General features: G+C 66.3%; 15 protein-coding genes. All 15 read left to right on the top strand.

The features are described 5' to 3' along the window. Positions 1-18 precede the first annotated feature (18 nt). The 15 genes from mraZ to ftsZ all read left to right on the top strand — a co-directional run bounded on the left by mraZ (position 19) and on the right by ftsZ (position 17,910). The gene (mraZ, locus tag IB236_RS10805) at positions 19-447 is read left to right on the top strand and encodes a division/cell wall cluster transcriptional repressor MraZ (protein WP_015012546.1); all 429 of its coding nucleotides are present in this window, start codon (positions 19-21) and stop codon (positions 445-447) included. 8 nt (positions 448-455) lie between these two features. Then, positions 456-1,382: a 16S rRNA (cytosine(1402)-N(4))-methyltransferase RsmH gene (gene rsmH, locus IB236_RS10800; RefSeq protein ID WP_192420679.1), complete on the top strand. Its 927-nt coding sequence runs from the start codon at positions 456-458 to the stop codon at positions 1,380-1,382. 1 nt (position 1,383) lies between these two features. Beyond that, a complete protein-coding gene (gene ftsL / locus IB236_RS10795; RefSeq protein ID WP_056059227.1) occupies positions 1,384-1,713 on the top strand; it encodes a cell division protein FtsL in 330 nt (109 codons plus the stop codon). Next, positions 1,710-3,455 (top strand): penicillin-binding protein 2, encoded by a 1,746-nt coding sequence (locus IB236_RS10790; protein WP_116748936.1) that lies wholly within the window; start codon positions 1,710-1,712, stop codon positions 3,453-3,455. Before ftsL ends, IB236_RS10790 begins: the two co-directional genes overlap by 4 nt. Then, positions 3,455-4,969, top strand: coding sequence for a UDP-N-acetylmuramoyl-L-alanyl-D-glutamate--2,6-diaminopimelate ligase (locus IB236_RS10785; RefSeq protein ID WP_192420677.1), 1,515 nt, complete (start codon positions 3,455-3,457; stop codon positions 4,967-4,969). Before IB236_RS10790 ends, IB236_RS10785 begins: the two co-directional genes overlap by 1 nt. Then, the gene (gene murF / locus IB236_RS10780) at positions 4,960-6,438 is read left to right on the top strand and encodes a UDP-N-acetylmuramoyl-tripeptide--D-alanyl-D-alanine ligase (protein WP_192420675.1); all 1,479 of its coding nucleotides are present in this window, start codon (positions 4,960-4,962) and stop codon (positions 6,436-6,438) included. The genes IB236_RS10785 and murF overlap by 10 nt, the downstream gene beginning before the upstream one ends. Positions 6,439-6,477: 39 nt before the next feature. Then, positions 6,478-7,656: a phospho-N-acetylmuramoyl-pentapeptide-transferase gene (mraY, locus tag IB236_RS10775; RefSeq protein ID WP_015012552.1), complete on the top strand. Its 1,179-nt coding sequence runs from the start codon at positions 6,478-6,480 to the stop codon at positions 7,654-7,656. Continuing rightward, complete coding sequence (murD, locus tag IB236_RS10770; RefSeq protein ID WP_370539910.1) at positions 7,653-9,629, top strand: UDP-N-acetylmuramoyl-L-alanine--D-glutamate ligase; 1,977 nt, start codon at positions 7,653-7,655, stop codon at positions 9,627-9,629. The genes mraY and murD overlap by 4 nt, the downstream gene beginning before the upstream one ends. Continuing rightward, on the top strand, positions 9,626-10,894 hold the full coding sequence (gene ftsW, locus IB236_RS10765; RefSeq protein ID WP_056059212.1) for a putative lipid II flippase FtsW: 1,269 nt from the start codon (positions 9,626-9,628) through the stop codon (positions 10,892-10,894). Before murD ends, ftsW begins: the two co-directional genes overlap by 4 nt. Continuing rightward, positions 10,891-11,961 carry an undecaprenyldiphospho-muramoylpentapeptide beta-N-acetylglucosaminyltransferase gene (gene murG / locus IB236_RS10760; protein WP_192420673.1) on the top strand — a complete coding sequence of 357 codons (1,071 nt, stop codon included), beginning with the start codon at positions 10,891-10,893 and terminating at the stop codon, positions 11,959-11,961. Before ftsW ends, murG begins: the two co-directional genes overlap by 4 nt. Then, positions 11,958-13,391, top strand: coding sequence for a UDP-N-acetylmuramate--L-alanine ligase (gene murC / locus IB236_RS10755; protein WP_192420671.1), 1,434 nt, complete (start codon positions 11,958-11,960; stop codon positions 13,389-13,391). The genes murG and murC overlap by 4 nt, the downstream gene beginning before the upstream one ends. Then, complete coding sequence (locus IB236_RS10750; protein ID WP_192420669.1) at positions 13,388-14,377, top strand: D-alanine--D-alanine ligase; 990 nt, start codon at positions 13,388-13,390, stop codon at positions 14,375-14,377. Before murC ends, IB236_RS10750 begins: the two co-directional genes overlap by 4 nt. Beyond that, positions 14,377-15,180 carry a cell division protein FtsQ/DivIB gene (locus IB236_RS10745; protein WP_099731221.1) on the top strand — a complete coding sequence of 268 codons (804 nt, stop codon included), beginning with the start codon at positions 14,377-14,379 and terminating at the stop codon, positions 15,178-15,180. Before IB236_RS10750 ends, IB236_RS10745 begins: the two co-directional genes overlap by 1 nt. Before the next feature lie 107 nt (positions 15,181-15,287). After that, positions 15,288-16,517, top strand: coding sequence for a cell division protein FtsA (ftsA, locus tag IB236_RS10740; protein ID WP_015012559.1), 1,230 nt, complete (start codon positions 15,288-15,290; stop codon positions 16,515-16,517). A gap of 151 nt (positions 16,518-16,668) precedes the next feature. Further along, positions 16,669-17,910 (top strand): cell division protein FtsZ, encoded by a 1,242-nt coding sequence (gene ftsZ / locus IB236_RS10735; protein ID WP_056059196.1) that lies wholly within the window; start codon positions 16,669-16,671, stop codon positions 17,908-17,910. Positions 17,911-17,929 lie beyond the last annotated feature (19 nt).

Here is a 17,929-nt window from a genome sequence, read left to right as displayed (position 1 = left end):
CGAACTGGGAATCTGTCCGTGTTTCAAGGTGCCTCGTCGCTGAGTCTCGATGCGAAGGGTCGGCTGTCCGTGCCGACCCGGCATCGTGACGTCCTCGCGGCCACGGCATCGGGCCAGCTCACCATCACCAAGCACCCGCACGGCTGCCTCATGGTCTTTCCCCGCCCTGAATGGGAGAAGTTTCGTGAGCGCATTGCCCAGCTGCCCATGTCCGCCCAGTGGTGGAAGCGCATCTTCCTGGGCAATGCCATGGATGTGGACATGGACGCCACCGGCCGTGTGCTGATCTCCCCCGAGCTGCGCGAAGCCGCCGGTATTTCCAAAGACACCATGCTGCTGGGCATGGGCAACCATTTCGAACTCTGGGACAAGGCCACCTACGACGAGCAGGAAGCCAAGGCCATGCAGGGTGAGATGCCGGATGTCTTCAAGGACTTCTCCTTTTAAGGCGCGCTGTGACATCCCCCTTGCAACACACCACCGTCCTGCTGAATGAGGCCGTGGACTCTCTCCTGGGCGGCGCAGGCCCGGAGCCTTCCGGCACCTGGATCGATGCGACCTTCGGGCGCGGCGGGCACTCCCGCCTCATCCTGCTCCGGCTGGGCCCCCAGGGGCGCCTGGTGGCCTTTGACAAGGACCCCGAAGCCATCGCCGAAGCAACGCGCATCACCGATGCGCGTTTTTCCATTCGGCACGAAGGTTTTCGCCATCTGGCCGACCTGCCGCCGGCCAGTGCTGCGGGCGTGCTGATGGACCTGGGCGTGAGCTCGCCCCAAATCGACAGCCCCGAGCGGGGCTTCAGTTTCCGTTTTGACGGTCCGCTGGACATGCGCATGGATACCACGCGCGGCGAAAGCGTGGCCGATTGGTTGGCCACGGCCGAAGTCGGTCAGATTGCGGAGGTGATACGTGACTACGGTGAAGAACGGTTTGCTGGCCCCATTGCAAAGGCGATTGTTGCTCGGCGCGAAGAACGGGGTCCTCTTGCAACCACCGCAGAACTGGCCGACCTCGTGGCTGGCGCGGTCAAAACCCGCGAGCCGGGCCAGAACCCTGCAACGCGCACATTTCAAGCTCTTCGGATTTTCATCAACGCCGAGCTTGAAGAGCTGCAACAGGCGCTAGACGCCAGCCTCTCGGTGCTGCAGCCCGGTGGGCGGCTGGTGGTCATCAGCTTCCATTCGCTCGAAGACCGCATCGTCAAGCAGTTCATCGCCAAACATTCCAAGGAGGTCTACGACCGCCGCGCACCGTTTGCTGCGCCGCAGGCCATGAAGCTCATCGCGCTCGACCGCATCAAGCCCAGTGCGGCCGAGGTCGAGGCCAATCCCCGCTCGCGCAGCGCCATCATGCGCGTGGCCGAGCGCACGGCGGTCGTCTGACATGACGCGGCTCAACGTGGTCCTGTTGCTGGCGGTGCTGGCCAGTGCGATCTATCTGGTGCACACCCAGTACGAATCGCGCCGCCTGTTCACCGAGCTGGACCGCGCCGTGGCCGAGGCCCGCCGTCTGGAGACGGAGCACCAGCGCCTGCAGGTGGAAAAGCGCGCCCAGGCCACTCCGCTGCGGGTGGAGAAGATCGCGCGCGCGCAGCTGAACATGCGTACCGCCACCCCAGCGATCACCCAGTACGTGTCTGACCCGCAAGGCGTCGCAACTGCCACCGCAGCGGCAGCCGCCGCCGCTTCGCAACCCGCCGGGGTGCAGCCATGAGCCGCAGCGTGCTCTACACATCCAGCCCTTTGCTGGCCAGCAAGACGCCGGTCTGGCGCAGCAAGTTCATCGTGGCGGTGATTGGGCTGGGCTTTCTGGGGCTGGCTGGGCGGGCGGCCTATGTACAGGTGTTTGGCAACGCGTTCTTCCAGCGTCAGGGCGAGGTGCGTTTTGCGCGCACGCTGGAGCTGCCTGCCAACCGCGGCAAGATCGTGGACCGCAATGGCCTGATCCTCGCGTCCAGCGTGCCGGCTGCCAGCATCTGGGCGATCCCCGAAGACGTGGACCAGGACAAGCCCGAGGTTCGCGCCAAGCTCAAGCAGCTGGCCAAGCTGCTGGACATGCCGCAGGCCGACCTGCTGAAAAAACTGGCGGATGAGGACAAGACCTTCGTCTGGATCAAGCGTCAGCTTGACTGGGATGTGGGCCAGCAGATCGCAGCCCTGGACATCAAGGGCATCTACCAGCGCAAGGAATACAAGCGCCAGTATCCCGAGGGCGAGGCTGCCGCACACGTGGTGGGCTTCACCAACGTGGAAGACCACGGCCAGGAAGGCATGGAGCTGGCGTTCGATAAGGAGCTGGCGGGCAAGCCCGGTTCGCGCCGCGTGATCAAGGACCGATTGGGCCGTGTGGTCGAAAGCGTGGGCGAAACCGTGCCCCCGGTCGATGGCAAGGACATGCAGTTGTCCATCGACAGCAAGGTGCAGTTCTTTGCGTACCAGAAGCTGCGCGACCAGGTCGCCGCGCACAAGGCCAAGGCGGGCAGCGTGGTGGTGCTCGATGCCCACACGGGTGAGCTGCTGGCGCTGGCCAACTACCCGAGCTACGTGCCCGACAAGCGCCAGAACCTGACTGGCGAGCAGTTGCGCAACCGTGCGCTGACCGACGTGTTCGAGCCCGGCTCGACCATGAAGCCGTTCACCATCGGCCTGGCGCTGGAGACCGGGCGCGTGCGCCCCGAGACCGTGGTGGATACCAACCCCGGACGCATCACCATCACAGGCTCCACGATCTCGGACACGCACAACTACGGCGTGCTCACGGTCGAAGGCGTGATCCAGAAGTCCAGCAACGTGGGCACCACCAAGCTGGCCATGCAGATGCCCGCGCGCGAGATGTGGGAGACCTTCTCGGCCGCCGGTTTTGGTCAGAAGCCCCAATTGCACTTCCCGGGCGTGGTGACGGGCCGCCTGCGCCCCTACAAGAGCTGGCGCCCCGTGGAGCAGGCCACCATGTCGTACGGCTACGGCCTCTCGGCCAGCCTGTTCCAGATGGCACGGTCGTACACCGTGTTTGCCAATGGCGGTCGGGTGATTCCCGCCACCATGCTCAAGACGGCCGAGCCCGCCGTGGGCGTGCCTGTTTTTTCCGAGCGCACGGCCGACCAGGTGCGCAAGATGCTGCAGATGGCCGCAGGCCCCGGCGGCACGGGCCAGAAGGCGCAGACCGTGGGCTACTCCGTGGGCGGCAAGTCGGGCACGGCACGCAAGCAGGTGGGCAAGAACTACGCCTCGGGCAAGTACCGCGCGTGGTTCACCGGCATGGCACCCATCGACAAGCCCCGCATCATCGTGGCCGTGATGATCGACGAGCCCAGCAACGGCGTGTTCTACGGCGGTGCCGTGGCCGCGCCGGTGTTCAGCGAGGTGGTGCAGCAGACCCTGCGCATGATGGGCGTGCAGCCCGACATGGCTGTCAAGCCGCAGATCGTGGCCAATGCCGTGGAGGAGTCGCTGTGATGCAAGCGCCGCTCCACACCCTGCAGACTGCCAGCGACGCGGTGCAATGGCTGCGCACGCGGGTCACCGGCACCCTGCACACCGACAGCCGCCAGATCACGCCCGGCGACGGCTTCATTGCCTGGCCCGGTGCCGCCACAGACGGCCGCGCGCATGTGGCCGACGCCATGGTGCGTGGCGCCACGGCCTGCCTCGTCGAACAGGCGGGGGTCGAGGCCTTCGCTTTTGCGGGCGACCACATGGCCGCGCTGCAAGGTCTCAAGGCTGCCACAGGGCCCATCGCCGCCGAATGGTTTGCGCAGCCCACGCAGCAGCTGAAGGTGCTGGCGGTGACGGGAACCAACGGCAAGACGAGCACGGCGTGGTGGCTCGCAGGTGCTCTGAATGCGCTATCGAATGAGGAGCAATCAGGGCAAGATCAATGTGCGCTGGTGGGCACTTTGGGCATGGGACTGCCACCCGCGCTCACCTCCACCGGCATGACCACACCCGACCCGGTGCGGTTGCAGCGCGCGTTTGCCCATTTTGTGGCGCAGGGCCTCGGTGCCTGCGCCATCGAGGCCTCGTCGATTGGATTGGCCGAGGCCCGGCTCGACGGCACGCACATCCACGCGGCCATCTTCACCAACTTCACGCAAGACCACCTGGACTACCACGGCAGCATGGCCGATTACTGGCTGGCCAAGCGGGCGCTGTTCGACTGGCCGGGCCTGCAGGCTGCCATCATCAATGTGGACGACCCTGCAGGCGCCCAATTGCATGGCGAGCTGAAGGGCAGTGCCCTGGATCTGTGGAGCGTCTCGGCCCAGGGGGCTGCGCGCCTGGCGGCGCAGGACATCACCCTGGGCGACCAGGGTCTGTGTTTCACGGTGGCCGAGGGCTCTGACCGGCAGCTGCTGCAAACCCGCGTGATCGGCCAGTACAACGTGCTCAACCTGCTAGGCGTGCTGGCCACGCTGCGCAGCCTGGGCGTGCCGCTGGACCGCGCCGTGCGCGCCTGCGCCAGCCTGCAGCCCGTGCCGGGCCGCATGCAGCGGCTGGTGTCTGCAGGCCAACCGCTGGTGGCGGTGGACTACGCCCACACCCCCGACGCTCTGGACAAGGCCCTGCAAGCCCTGCGCCCCCTGGCGGCCGAGCGTGGCGGGCGCCTGTGGTGCGTATTCGGCTGCGGCGGCGACCGTGATGCGGGCAAGCGCCCGCTGATGGGCGCGGTGGCCCAGCAGCAGGCCGACCAGGTGCTGGTGACCAGCGACAACCCCCGCAGCGAAGACCCGGCAGCCATCCTGCACCAGATCCTGCAGGGCACGATTGCCGGTGGCACCGTGCGTGCCGAGCCCGACCGTGCGGCCGCCATCGCGCAGGCCATTGCCGAGGCCGCACCTGCCGATGTGGTGCTGATTGCCGGCAAGGGCCACGAAGACACCCAGGAGGCGGCAGGCGTGCGCGTGCCGTTCTCCGACATGGCCCATGCGCAGGCTGCGCTGCAGGCCCGAGGAGCCCACACATGGGCATGAACACCATTGCACCCGTCATGACACTGCAGCAAGCCTGGGCGCTGCTGCAGCCGCGTATTCCCGCTGCCCGCTTGGTGGGCGATGGCGCCACGCCGCTGGCGCGTGTGCACACCGACACGCGCACCCTGCAGCCGGGCGATCTGTTTGTGGCGCTCAAGGGCGAGCGTTTCGATGCCAACGCCTTCCTGGCCGATGCCCGTGCTGGCGGTGCCGCTGCAGCCATCGCACACGGTGGTCTGGAGGCAGCCGGTTTGCCCGGCATCGAAGTGCCCGACAGCCTGGCTGCGCTGGGCGCACTCGCCACCGGCTGGCGTACGCAGTTCCACCTGCCGCTGATCGGCGTGACGGGCAGCAATGGCAAGACCACGGTGACGCAGATGATCGCGTCCATCCTGCGTGCCTGGCATGGTGAGGCTGCGTTTGCCACGCAGGGCAATTTCAACAACGACATCGGTGTGCCGCTGATGCTGATGCGCCTGCGCGCCAGCCACCGCGCCGCCGTGATCGAGATGGGCATGAACCACCCTGGCGAGATCGCCACGCTGGCCGCCATGGCCCAGCCCACGGTGGCCTTGGTCAACAACGCGCAGCGGGAGCATCTGGAGTTCATGCATACCGTCGAGGCGGTGGCCCGCGAGAACGGTTCGGTGTTTGCCAGCTTGCCCGCCGATGGCGTGGCCGTGTTCCCGTCAGGGGATGCCTACACGGGCCTGTGGCAGTCGCTGGCCCTGGGGCGGCCCGGCCGCCGCACGGTGACCTTTGGTGATGGCGGTGATGTTCGCTGTGCGCAGGCCACGTGGGAGCGCGGCGCCTGGGCGGTCACCCTGACCACACCACGCGGCGAGATCACGACCCGCCTGCACATCGCTGGCCGCCACAACGTCACCAACGCGCTGGCGGTCACGGCGTGCACGCTGGCAGCGGGTGCACCCGTCGCGGCCATTGCCCAGGGGCTGCGCGACTTCACACCGGTCAAGGGCCGCTCGCGCGCTTTCAGTGTGACCGTCGCGGGCCGCGACATCACGGTGGTGGACGACACGTACAACGCCAACCCCGATTCCATGCACGCTGCCATCCAGGTGCTGGCCGAACTGCCAGGCCCGCAACTGCTGGTGATGGGCGACATGGGCGAGGTGGGCGACCAGGGGCCACAGTTCCACACCGAGGCCGGCGCACTGGCCCGTGAGGCTGGTATCCCCACGATGTTTGCGCTGGGCGCGCAGTCGGTGCACGCCGCGTCGGCGTACGGCGACGGGCAGGGTGGTGTTGCCCGGCATTTCAACGATATGAGCGCACTGCAGGATGCGGTGCGCAACGCCCTGCCCACGGTGGGCAGCGTGCTGGTCAAGGGATCGCGATTCATGAAGATGGAACAGGTGGTCGAGGCGATCAGCGCCGCCGCACTGCCCCCAGAACAACAACAAAAGCCGATCAATCCACGGGAGGGACACCATGGCGCAACGCATTGATATTGCCCCTACGGTGTCAGCCCATGCCGGAGGTGCCACATGCTGCTGATGCTGTCGCAATGGCTGCAGGGCCTGTCGCCCGAGTTCGGCTTCTTTCGGGTGTTCCAGTACCTCACGTTCCGTGCGGTGATGGCCGCCATGACGGCGCTGCTCATCGGGCTGGTGGCCGGCCCCAAGGTGATTCGCATCCTCACCTCGCTCAAGATCGGCCAGCCCATCCGCGGCTATGCGATGCAGTCGCACCTGTCCAAGAGCGGCACGCCCACCATGGGCGGTGTGTTGATCCTGTTGTCGATCGCCATTTCCACCCTGCTGTGGTTTGACCTGTCTAACCGCTTTGTGTGGATCGTGCTCATCGTCACGCTGGGTTTTGGCGCCATCGGCTGGGTGGACGACTGGCGCAAGGTGGTCAACAAGGACCCCGAGGGCATGCGTTCGCGCGAGAAGTACTTCTGGCAGTCGGTGATCGGCCTCATGGCCGCGCTGTACCTGGTGTTCAGCATTTCTGAAAGCTCCAACGCCAAAGTGTGGGAACTGTTCGTGGGCTGGGTGCAGTCGGGCTTTTCGCTGGACCTGCCCCCCAAGGCGGGGCTGCAGTTGCCCTTCTTCAAGGAAGTGAGCTACCCGCTGGGCGTGCTCGGCTTCGTGATCCTCACCTATCTCGTCATCGTGGGCTCCAGCAATGCGGTGAACCTGACCGACGGTCTGGACGGCCTGGCCATCATGCCCGTTGTGATGGTGGGCTCGGCGCTGGGCGTGTTTGCTTATGTCACCGGCAGCTCGGTGTATTCCAAGTACCTGTTCTTCCCACACATTCCGGGTTCGGGCGAGTTGCTGATCTTCTGCGCTGCCATGGCGGGCGCGGGCCTGGCTTTCCTCTGGTTCAACGCGCACCCCGCCCAGGTTTTCATGGGCGACGTGGGGGCACTGGCGCTGGGCGGAGCCCTGGGCACCATCGCCATCATCGTGCGCCAGGAGATCGTGCTGGCCATCATGGGCGGCATCTTTGTGGTCGAGGCCCTGTCTGTGATGCTGCAGGTCACCTGGTTCAAGTTCACCAAGAAGCGCTATGGCGAAGGCCGCCGCCTGCTCAAGATGGCGCCTCTGCACCACCACTTTGAAAAGAGCGGCTGGAAAGAAACGCAGGTGGTCGTGCGCTTCTGGATCATCACCATGCTGCTGTGCCTGATTGGCCTGTCCACGCTGAAACTGCGATGAACCCGAACGATCCTCTTGTCCCTGACCCCCTCGGCACGTCCGAGGCCATGCCCCCGTTGGCAGGGGCTGGGGTGGATGCTGCCGGTGCTCCAGAGGTCGACCCTGACAGGCAGGATGCTGCTCCCGCGGTGCCCGATGTGAATCCAGGGCAGGACACTGCGGCATCGGGCAGCGAAGTGCCAGACGGCATGCCTCCCGCAGAGGTCACTGAGGCGGCCCCAGGTGCGCCGGCAGGAAAGAGCACCAGCACTGCCTGGAACCCCGAGGCCGTGCCTGCTGTCTCCGCCGCGAAGGCCGCAGCGGATTTTGTGGCGCAGATCTTTGCCGAGGTGGCGGCTCCTGAGTCGGTAGCCGCTGACAGTGCGGGCGCCGCAGACACCGCAGAGGTCGACGAGCCTGCGACGCCGGACGTGCCTGCAGGCCCGGCGCGCGAGGGCGTTGCGAACCTGCTGCAAGGCCAGCACATCCTGATCCTGGGCCTGGGCGCCTCGGGCATGGCGATGGCACGCTGGTGCGTGCGTTGCGGCGCGCAAGTCACTGTGGCCGACACGCGCGCTGCCCCGCCGCAACTGCCCGCGTTGCAGCAAGAGCTGCCCCAGGTCCGTTTTGTGTCGGGCGCATTCGATACCAGCCTGGTGCAAGGGCAGAACCTGCATGCGGTCTATCGTTCGCCAGGGTTGAGCCCCGAGGCAGTTGCTCCTGTTTTCGAAGCGGCTCGTGCAAACAACATCGGCGCTGGCGGTGAGCTGAGTCTTTATGCCATGGCCCTGGCAGCGCTGCGCGAATCGCACGCGTATGCCCCCGCCGTGCTGGCTATCACCGGGACCAACGGCAAGACCACCGTGACCTCGCTCACCGGACAGTTGGTGGAGCGCTCTGGCAAACGCGTGGCCGTGGCCGGCAACATCGGTCCGACCCTGCTCGACACACTGGCAGAACACCTGGATGCAGACACCTTGCCCGACGTGTGGGTGCTGGAACTGTCGAGCTTTCAGCTCTATGGCGTGAATGGGGGTGAAGAGGGCTTCGAGCCCACGGCCGCCACGGTGCTCAACATCACGCAGGACCACCTGGACTGGCACGGCAGCATCGAGGCTTACGCTGCGGCCAAGGCGCGCATCTTTGGCCAGACGGGCTTGATGATCCTGAACCGCGAAGACGCTGTGGTGATGGCCATGCTGCCGCCACCCGTCAAGGTCAAGCTGCAAAAGCCGCAGGTGCGCGCGCACCTCACTTTTGGTGGCGACATGCCCCGGCGTCCGGGTGACTTTGGCATTGAGGTGGTGAGCGGCATGCCCTGGCTGGTGCGCGCCATGGACGCGGACGAAACCCGCAAGCGTGGCCGCAACGAGGTCGAAGAGGACCTGCACATCCAGCGGCTCATGCCGGCGGATGCGCTGCGCATCCGGGGCCGCCACAACGCCACCAACGCATTGGCCGCGTTGGCGCTGGCCACGGCGGCGGGTTGCCCGCTGGCGCCCATGCTCTACGGCCTGCGCGAGTACCGGGGCGAGCCGCATCGTGTGGAGCCCGTGGCCATCATTCACGGCGTGGAATATTTTGACGACAGCAAGGGCACCAACGTGGGCGCCACGGCGGCTGCGCTGGTGGGGCTGGGCGCGGAGCGGCGTTTGGTGGTCATTCTGGGCGGAGAAGGCAAGGGGCAGGACTTTGCGCCCCTGGCAGCCCCCGTCGCACGTTATGCACGTGCGGTGGTGCTGATTGGCCGCGACGCACCGCTGATCCGCGCTGCGCTCCAGGACGCTGGCGTGCCGTTGCTCGATGCGGACACCTTGCCTGAGGCTGTTGCACTGGCCGCGCAGCGCGCCCATTCTGGCGATGCGGTGCTGATGTCGCCCGCCTGCGCCAGTTTCGACATGTTCAAGGACTACGAGCACCGCGCCCAGGTCTTTTGCGAGACCGTGCGGGCGATGGCTGACGATGCGGGCCAGTCGGCGGAGGGCATGCAATGACGGCACCCGCCAGCACCCTGTTGCAACGCGTGACCGGCTGGTTCGGTGGCCTGCCCGGCAAGGCGGCCGACGTGTTGCCCGTGCGCGTCGGCGGCACCGAGTACCGGCAGTCGTCCAGCACGCCCGCGAGCGTGCTGGGCTTTGACCAGGCCTTGCTCTGGGTGGTGGTGGCACTGCTGGCGTGGGGGTTGGTGATGGTGTATTCAGCGTCGATTGCCATGCCGGACAACCCGCGCTTTGCCAACTATGCGTCCACCCATTTCCTGACCCGCCACATGATGTACCTGGTGGTGGGGTTTGTGGCGGCGCTGCTGGCGTTCCAGGTGCCCATGGCGCTGTGGGAGCGGGTGGCGCCCTGGTTGTTCATCGTGGCCTTGCTCATGCTGGTGGCGGTCCTGATCCCCGGCGTGGGCAAGGTGGTCAATGGCGCGCGCCGCTGGCTGTCCATCGGCCCCGTGGGCTTCCAGCCCTCCGAGGTGGCCAAGTTTGCGGTGCTGATCTACGCCGCCGACTACATGGTGCGCAAGATGGAGGTGAAGGAGCGCTTCTTCCGCGCCGTGCTTCCCATGGGCGCTGCGGTGGCCATCGTCGGCGTGCTGCTGCTGGCCGAGCCCGACATGGGGGCCTTCATGGTGGTGGCCGTGATTGCCATGGGCATCCTGTTCCTCGGCGGTGTGAACGCCCGCATGTTCTTCCTGATCGCAGGGGTGCTGGTGGGTGCCTTTGCGTTGATGATCGCCAGTTCGCCCTGGCGCCGCGAGCGCGTGTTTGCGTACCTGGATCCCTTCAGCGAACAGCATGCACTCGGCAAGGGCTACCAGCTATCGCACTCGTTGATCGCCATCGGGCGCGGCGAGGTGTTTGGCGTGGGGCTGGGGGGCAGTGTGGAGAAGCTGCACTGGCTGCCCGAGGCGCACACCGACTTCCTGATGGCCGTGATCGGCGAAGAGTTTGGCCTGGTGGGCGTGGTTGCGCTCATCGTGCTGTTCCTGTGGATGACCCGCCGCATCATGCACATCGGCCGACAGGCCATTGCGCTGGACCGCGTGTTCGCGGGGTTGGTGGCGCAGGGCGTGGCGATCTGGATCGGTTTTCAGGCCTTCATCAACATGGGCGTGAATTTGGGCGCGCTGCCGACCAAGGGGCTCACGCTGCCACTGATGAGTTTTGGCGGGTCGGCGATTTTGATGAATCTGGTGGCGCTGGCGGTGGTGCTGCGGGTCGATTACGAGAACAAGCTCCTCATGCGGGGAGGTCGCGTATGAGCACGCAGAAGACCGCCCTCATCATGGCGGGTGGAACCGGCGGCCACATCTTCCCCGGCTTGGCCGTGGCCGAGGAACTGCGCGTACGCGGCTGGCGTGTGCACTGGCTGGGCGCGCCCGGCAGCATGGAGTCGCGCATCGTGCCGCAGCACGGCTTTGCGCTGGAACTCATCGATTTTTCGGGCGTGCGCGGCAAGGGACTCGTCACGCTGGCCCTGTTGCCGCTGCGCCTGCTGCGTGCGTTCTGGCAGGCGCTGCAGGTCGTGCGCCGTGTGAAGCCCGACGTGGTGGTGGGCCTGGGTGGCTACATCACCTTTCCGGGCGGGATGATGGGCGTGCTCGCGGGCAAGCCCCTGGTGCTGCATGAGCAGAATTCGGTGGCGGGCATGGCGAACAAGGTCCTGGCAGGTGTGGCCGACCGGGTGTTCACGGCCTTCCCCAACGTGTTCAAACAGGGGCAGTGGGTGGGCAACCCGCTGCGCACTGCCTTCACGCAGCAGCCCGGCCCCTCGGAGCGGTTTGCGGGCCGCAGTGGCCCGCTGCGCCTGCTGGTGGTGGGCGGCAGCCTGGGCGCACGTGCGCTCAACGAGATCGTGCCCCAGGCCATCGCGCTGATGCCTGCCGACCAGCGTCCCACCGTGGTCCACCAAAGCGGTGCGGCGCAGATCGATGCGCTGCGCGCCAATTACGCCGCCGCCGGGGTCGAGGCAGAGCTGACGCCTTTCATCGACGACACCGCCAGCGCGTTTGCAGCGGCCGACATCATCGTTTGCCGGGCGGGGGCGAGCACCGTCACCGAGATCGCGGCCGTGGGCGCCGCGTCCATCTTTGTCCCCTTCCCGTCGGCCGTGGACGACCACCAGACCACCAACGCGCAGTTCCTCGTGAACGCAGGAGGCGGCTGGCTGGTGCAGCAGCGCGACCTGACGCCGCAAGGGCTGTCTGAAATGCTATTGAAATTAGAGCGTCCCACACTTGTGGATGTGGCGCTCAAGGCCAAAAACATGCAAAAAATCAACGCCACCCGCGAGGTGGTGACTGCCTGCGAGGAGTTGGCCCAACCATGAAACATGCGATCCGCCACATCCATTTCGTAGGCCTGGGCGGCGCCGGCATGAGTGGCATTGCCGAAGTGCTGTTCAACCTGGGTTACCGCATCTCGGGCTCGGACCTGGCCGACAGTGCCACGCTGCGCCGCCTGGCAGACCTCGGCATCAAGACCTGTCTCGGCCACGCGGCAGCGCACATCGATGGTGCCGATGCGGTGGTCACGTCCACAGCCGTCACTTCGGACAACCCTGAAGTGCTGGCCGCACGCGAAAAGAAGATCCCCGTGGTGCCGCGCGCACTGATGCTGGCCGAGCTGATGCGCCTGAAGCAGGGCATTGCCATCGCGGGCACGCACGGAAAGACCACCACCACCAGCCTCGTGACCAGCGTGCTGGCCGAGGCGGGGCTGGATCCGACGTTCGTCATCGGCGGCAGGCTCAACAGCGCGGGCGCCAATGCCAAGCTGGGCAGCGGCGACTACATCGTGGTCGAGGCCGATGAGTCCGACGCGTCGTTCCTGAACCTGCTGCCCGTGATGGCGGTGGTGACCAACATCGACGCCGACCACATGGAGACCTATGGCCACGACTTCGGTCGGCTCAAGGGCGCGTTTGTCGATTTCCTGCACCGCATGCCGTTCTACGGCACGGCCATCCTGTGTGTGGACAGTCCCGCCGTGCGCGACATCCTGCAGAGCGTGACCTGCCCTATCACCAGCTACGGCTTCTCGGAAGACGCGCAGGTGCGCGCCATCAACGTGCGCGCCGAGGCGGGTCAGATGCGCTTCACCGTGCAGCGGCGCAACGGCGTCACGCTGCCCGACATGGAAATCGTGCTCAACCTCGCGGGCGAGCACAACGTGCTCAACGCGCTGTCGGCCATTGCCGTGGCGGTGGAGCTGAACATCCCCGACGACGCCGTGCAGCGCGCGCTGGCGGGCTTCAAGGGCGTGGGCCGGCGCTTCCAGCGCTATGGCGATCTGCCCGCGAAGGACGGCGGCACCTTCACCGTCATCGACGACTACGGCCACCACCCTGTGGAGATGGCTGCCACGCTGGCGGCCGCACGCGGCGCGTTCCCCGGGCGGCGCCTGGTGCTGGCCTTCCAGCCGCACCGCTACACCCGCACGCGCGATTGCTTTGAAGATTTCGTCAAGGTGATCGGACATGCCGATGCGGTGCTGCTCACCGAGGTGTATGCCGCAGGCGAGGCGCCGGTCGTGGCCGCCGATGGACGCTCGCTGGCCCGTGCCCTGCGTGTGGCAGGGCGCGTGGAGCCGGTGTTTGTGGACAACGTGGCCGATCTGCCCCAGGCCATTGCCGACAACGCACGCGCGGGCGACGTGGTGATGTGCATGGGAGCCGGCTCCATTGGCGCAGTGCCCGGCAAGGTGGTTGAGATGCTACAAAATAATGAGCTGAAAGCGCATGGAGGGAGCGCACTATGACCCTTCCTGAATCGAATATCGATGTGAAGTCGCTGGGCAAGGTCGCCGTCCTGATGGGCGGGGACTCGGCCGAGCGCGAGGTGTCGCTGATGTCGGGCAGCGGCGTGCTGCAGGCGCTGCGCTCGCGTGGGGTGGATGCCCATGCGTTTGACCCCGCACAGAACGCGCTGGGTGATTTGAAGCGCGACGGCTATGCGCGCTGCTTCATCGCGCTGCACGGCCGACATGGCGAAGACGGCACGGTGCAGGGCGCGCTGGAGCTGCTGCGCATCCCCTACACCGGCCCCGGCGTGATGGCCTCGGCCATCGCCATGGACAAGGTCATGACCAAGCGGGTATGGCTGGCCGAGGGCCTGCCCACGCCCCGCTATGTGTGGCTGGCTCCGGACCGGCAGCAGCGCGAGGTGGTGCGCACCGTGCCCGACGAGCTGGGCCTGCCGCTCATCGTCAAGCCGCCGCGCGAAGGCTCGTCCATCGGCGTTACCAAGGTGCGCGGCTATTCGGACATGCAGGAGGCCGTGCAGCTGTCTGCCCAGTACGACCCCGATGTGTTGTGCGAAGAGTTCATCGAAGGCGAAGAAGTGACCTGCCCCGTGCTGGGCCAGGGCGCCAGTGCCCGTGCGCTGCCAGTGATCCGCATCGTGGCGCCCGATGGCGCCTACGACTACCAGAACAAGTACTTCACCGACGACGTGAAGTACCAGTGCCCAAGCGGCCTGCCCGATGCCGAAGAGCGCGAGATCCAGCGCATCGTGCTGGAGGCTTACCGCACCCTGGGCTGCCGGGGCTGGGGCCGTGCCGACCTGATGATCCGCGCGAGCGACCGCAAGCCCTTCCTGCTGGAGATGAATACATCCCCCGGCATGACGGGGCATTCGCTGGTGCCCATGTCGGCCCGCGCCTCTGGCATCAGCTACGAAGAGCTGTGCCTGCGCATCCTCGCCGATGCGGCCCTCGACACGCCCGCAAAGCCAAAGGCCGCCTGATGACCCAGACGCTGCCCGCACCCCTGGACGTCAAGCTCATGAACCTGACCGCGTCGGTCCTGTTCGTGGGCTGCGCCCTGGCCGTGCTGGCGGCGGGGGTGGGGTGGGTGCTGCGCTACCCCGGCTTTGCCATCGCACGCATCGTGGTGCAGGGTGAGCTGGTGCACAACAACGCGGTGACCCTGCGGGCCAACGTGGCGCCACATCTGGTGGGCAACTTCTTCACCGTGGACCTGCGTGCCGCCCGCGAGGCCTTCGAACAGGTGCCCTGGGTACGCCGCGCGCAAGTGCGTCGGGTGTACCCCGGCAGCTTGCGTGTGGAGCTGCAGGAGCATGACGCGGTGGCGTACTGGGGGCCGGACACCGGCTCAGCGCTGGTCAACAGCCAGGGCGAAGTCTTCGAGGCCAATGTGGGCGATGTGGAGCAGGAGGGCCTGCCGCGCCTGCAGGGGCCTACAGGCAGCTCGGCCGAGGTGCTGCAGATGTATGGACTGCTGGAGCCCGTGTTCAAACCTCTGGGCCTGGACGTGGAAGAGCTGCAGCTGACCGGGCGAGGCGGCTGGCGCGCGACCCTCGACAGCGAGGCCGTGGTGGAGCTGGGAGGCGGTACGCCGCAGGAAGTGGTGCAGCGCACGCAGCGTTTTGTACGCACCCTGACCCAGGTGGCCGCGCAGTATGGCCGCCGCGTGGACGCGCTGGAGTCTGCGGACCTGCGCCACGCTGGGGGCTACGCTCTGCGCCTGCGGGGTGTGACCACAGTGACTGCAGACGCAACCGGCGCGACGGCCGTGCGCAAGAGGTAATGGCATGAGGCAAGACAGAGCAAAACGCAGCACTCTGCGGGCCCCGAGAGGGCGGTGCGAGGGGTTGGTGGGACAGCGGGACAGAACCGAGAAGGGCAGAGACTGATATGGCAAGAGAATACAAAGACGTCGTCGTGGGGCTGGACATTGGCACCGCCAAGGTCATGGCTGTGGTGGCCGAGGTTCTGCCCAATGGCGAGCTCAAGCTCGCAGGCTTGGGCGTGGCCCCAAGCAATGGTCTCAAGCGTGGGGTGGTGGTCAACATCGATGCCACCGTGCAGAGCATCCAGCAGGCGCTGAAAGAGGCCGAGCTGATGGCGGACTGCAAGATCCAGCGCGTCTACACCGGCATCACGGGCAGCCACATTCGCGGTCTCAACTCCAGCGGCATGGTGGCGGTGAAGGACAAGGAAGTCACTTCGGCCGACGTGGCCCGCGTGGTGGAGACGGCCAAGGCCATCAACATCAGCAGCGACCAGCGCCTGTTGCTGGTGGAGCCGCAGGAATTCGTGATCGACGGGCAGGATGTGAAGGAGCCCATCGGCATGAGCGGCATCCGCCTGGAGGCCAAGATCCACATCGTGACCGGCGCGCAGAGCGCGGCCGAGAACATCATCAAGTGTGTGCGCCGCTGCGGCCTGGAAGTGGAGCAGCTCATGCTCAATCCGCTGGCCAGCAGCCAGGCGGTGCTGACCGACGACGAGCGCGAGCTGGGCGTGGTGGTGGTGGACATCGGCGCGGGCACGACCGATGTCGCCATCTTCACTGGCGGCGCGATCCGCCACACCGCGGTGATTCCGATTGCGGGCGACCTCATCACCAGCGACATCGCCATGGCACTGCGCACGCCGACCAAGGACGCAGAGGACATCAAGGTGGAAAGCGGCTACGCCAAGCAACTGTTGGCCGACCCCGAGGCGCAGGTGGAAGTGCCCGGCCTGGGCGACCGCAGCCCGCGCATGCTGAGCAAGCAGGCGCTGGCCGGTGTGATCGAGCCGCGTGTCGAAGAAATCTTCTCGCTCGTGCAGCAGGTGGTGCGCGAGTCGGGCTACGAAGAAGTGCTGTCGTCGGGCATCGTGCTCACGGGCGGCAGCTCGGTCATGCCGGGAATGATCGAACTGGGCGAGGACATCTTCCTCAAGCCCGTGCGGCGCGGCATACCGAAGTATTCCAGCGCCCTGGCTGACATGGTGGCCCAGCCCCGTGCAGCCACCGTGATGGGGCTGCTTGAAGAAGCGCGCCTGGCACGTCTGCGCGGCTTCAAGGTGGCTCAGAAGAGTGGGTCCATGAAGACCGCATTCGGGCGCTTCAAAGATTTCATCGTGGGGAATTTCTGACCATGAAATACCCCCTGTGGCTAGCGCGTGGAAGCCCTCACCAGATACCGCGCGAGCGATGGCGATGTACAGGACCGCCACGCACTACAAGAAAAATGATCCCATCTCTCAATTGGCAATTGCATACGAATTTAGAACCAGGAGCTCCAAGATGACCATCGAAATGATCGAAGCCGAAGAATTCAACCAGGGCACCCAGATCAAGGTGATCGGTGTGGGCGGTGGCGGCAGCAATGCCGTCGAGCACATGATTGCCCGCAGCGTGCAGGGCGTGGAGTTTGTCAGCGCCAACACCGATGCACAGGCGCTCACGCGCAGCTCGGCGCACCGCGTCATCCAGCTGGGCAACAGTGGGCTGGGTGCTGGGGGCAAGCCCGAGAAGGCCCGCGATGCGGCCGAGGCGGCGGTGGCCGATATCCGTGAAGCCATCTCTGGCGCCCACATGCTGTTCATCACGGCGGGCATGGGCGGCGGCACGGGCACGGGCGCTGCGCCCGTGATCGCGCGCGTGGCCAAGGAGATGGGCATCCTGACGGTGGGCGTGGTCACCAAGCCCTTCGACTGGGAAGGCGGTCGCCGCATGAAGAATGCAGACGATGGCCTGGCCGAACTGGAAGCCAACGTGGACTCGCTGATCGTGGTGCTCAACGAAAAGCTGCTGGACGTGCTGGGCGACGACATCACCCAGGACGAAGCCTTTGCCCACGCCAACGACGTGCTCAAGAACGCCGTGGGCGGCATCGCTGAAATCATCAACGAATACGGCCAGGTGAACGTGGACTTTGAAGACGTGCGCACCGTGATGGGCGAGCCCGGCAAAGCCATGATGGGCACGGCCACGGCCAGCGGCCCAGACCGCGCACGCATCGCAGCCGAGCAGGCCATCGCCTGCCCGCTGCTCGAAGGCATCGACCTGTCGGGCGCCAAGGGTGTGCTGGTGCTGGTCACGGCCAGCAAGGGCAGCCTCAAGCTGTCCGAGTCACGCCAGGCCATGAACACCATCAACGCCTACGCATCGACCGACGCGCACGTGATCTTCGGCGCTGCCTATGACGAAAGCCTGGGTGACGAGATCCGCGTGACCGTGGTGGCCACGGGTCTGTCGCGTGCCAATGCGCGCCGTCAGCCCATCTCGGTGGTGCAGGGTGGCCTGCGCACTGGTACGGATAACATGGCCTACCAGATGCCTGTCGCCGGTGTGGGTACGCTGGGTGGTGCCGTGGGCGTGCAAGGCGGCCACACGGGCAGTGCGCAGGCCGACTATGGCAGCATGTCGGTACCCAGCGTGTGGCGTACCAACCGCACGCAGGCCGCAGCCCGCGTGGATGCCCTGTCGTCCGGCGGTATGGATGACCTGGAAATCCCCGCCTTCCTGCGCAAGCAAGCGGACTGACAATCGCGCTGATCGCACC

The organism is Acidovorax sp. ACV02 (assembly GCF_014851475.1).
Classification (GTDB): Bacteria; Pseudomonadota; Gammaproteobacteria; order Burkholderiales; family Burkholderiaceae_C; genus Acidovorax; species Acidovorax delafieldii.
This window is presented reverse-complemented; position numbering and strand designations above follow the sequence as displayed.

Bases quoted from the DNA above. Each gene is read 5' to 3' on its own strand.
- murD (WP_370539910.1), top strand. From the start codon at position 7,653: ATGAACCCGAACGATCCTCTTGTCCCTGACCCCCTCGGCACGTCCGAG.
- IB236_RS10790 (WP_116748936.1), top strand. From the start codon at position 1,710: ATGAGCCGCAGCGTGCTCTACACATCCAGCCCTTTGCTGGCCAGCAAG.
- IB236_RS10785 (WP_192420677.1), top strand. From the start codon at position 3,455: ATGCAAGCGCCGCTCCACACCCTGCAGACTGCCAGCGACGCGGTGCAA.
- ftsA (WP_015012559.1), top strand. From the start codon at position 15,288: ATGGCAAGAGAATACAAAGACGTCGTCGTGGGGCTGGACATTGGCACC.
- ftsL (WP_056059227.1), top strand. From the start codon at position 1,384: ATGACGCGGCTCAACGTGGTCCTGTTGCTGGCGGTGCTGGCCAGTGCG.
- mraY (WP_015012552.1), top strand. From the start codon at position 6,478: ATGCTGCTGATGCTGTCGCAATGGCTGCAGGGCCTGTCGCCCGAGTTC.
- murF (WP_192420675.1), top strand. From the start codon at position 4,960: ATGGGCATGAACACCATTGCACCCGTCATGACACTGCAGCAAGCCTGG.
- ftsZ (WP_056059196.1), top strand. From the start codon at position 16,669: ATGACCATCGAAATGATCGAAGCCGAAGAATTCAACCAGGGCACCCAG.
- IB236_RS10750 (WP_192420669.1), top strand. From the start codon at position 13,388: ATGACCCTTCCTGAATCGAATATCGATGTGAAGTCGCTGGGCAAGGTC.
- ftsW (WP_056059212.1), top strand. From the start codon at position 9,626: ATGACGGCACCCGCCAGCACCCTGTTGCAACGCGTGACCGGCTGGTTC.
- IB236_RS10745 (WP_099731221.1), top strand. From the start codon at position 14,377: ATGACCCAGACGCTGCCCGCACCCCTGGACGTCAAGCTCATGAACCTG.
- murG (WP_192420673.1), top strand. From the start codon at position 10,891: ATGAGCACGCAGAAGACCGCCCTCATCATGGCGGGTGGAACCGGCGGC.
- murC (WP_192420671.1), top strand. From the start codon at position 11,958: ATGAAACATGCGATCCGCCACATCCATTTCGTAGGCCTGGGCGGCGCC.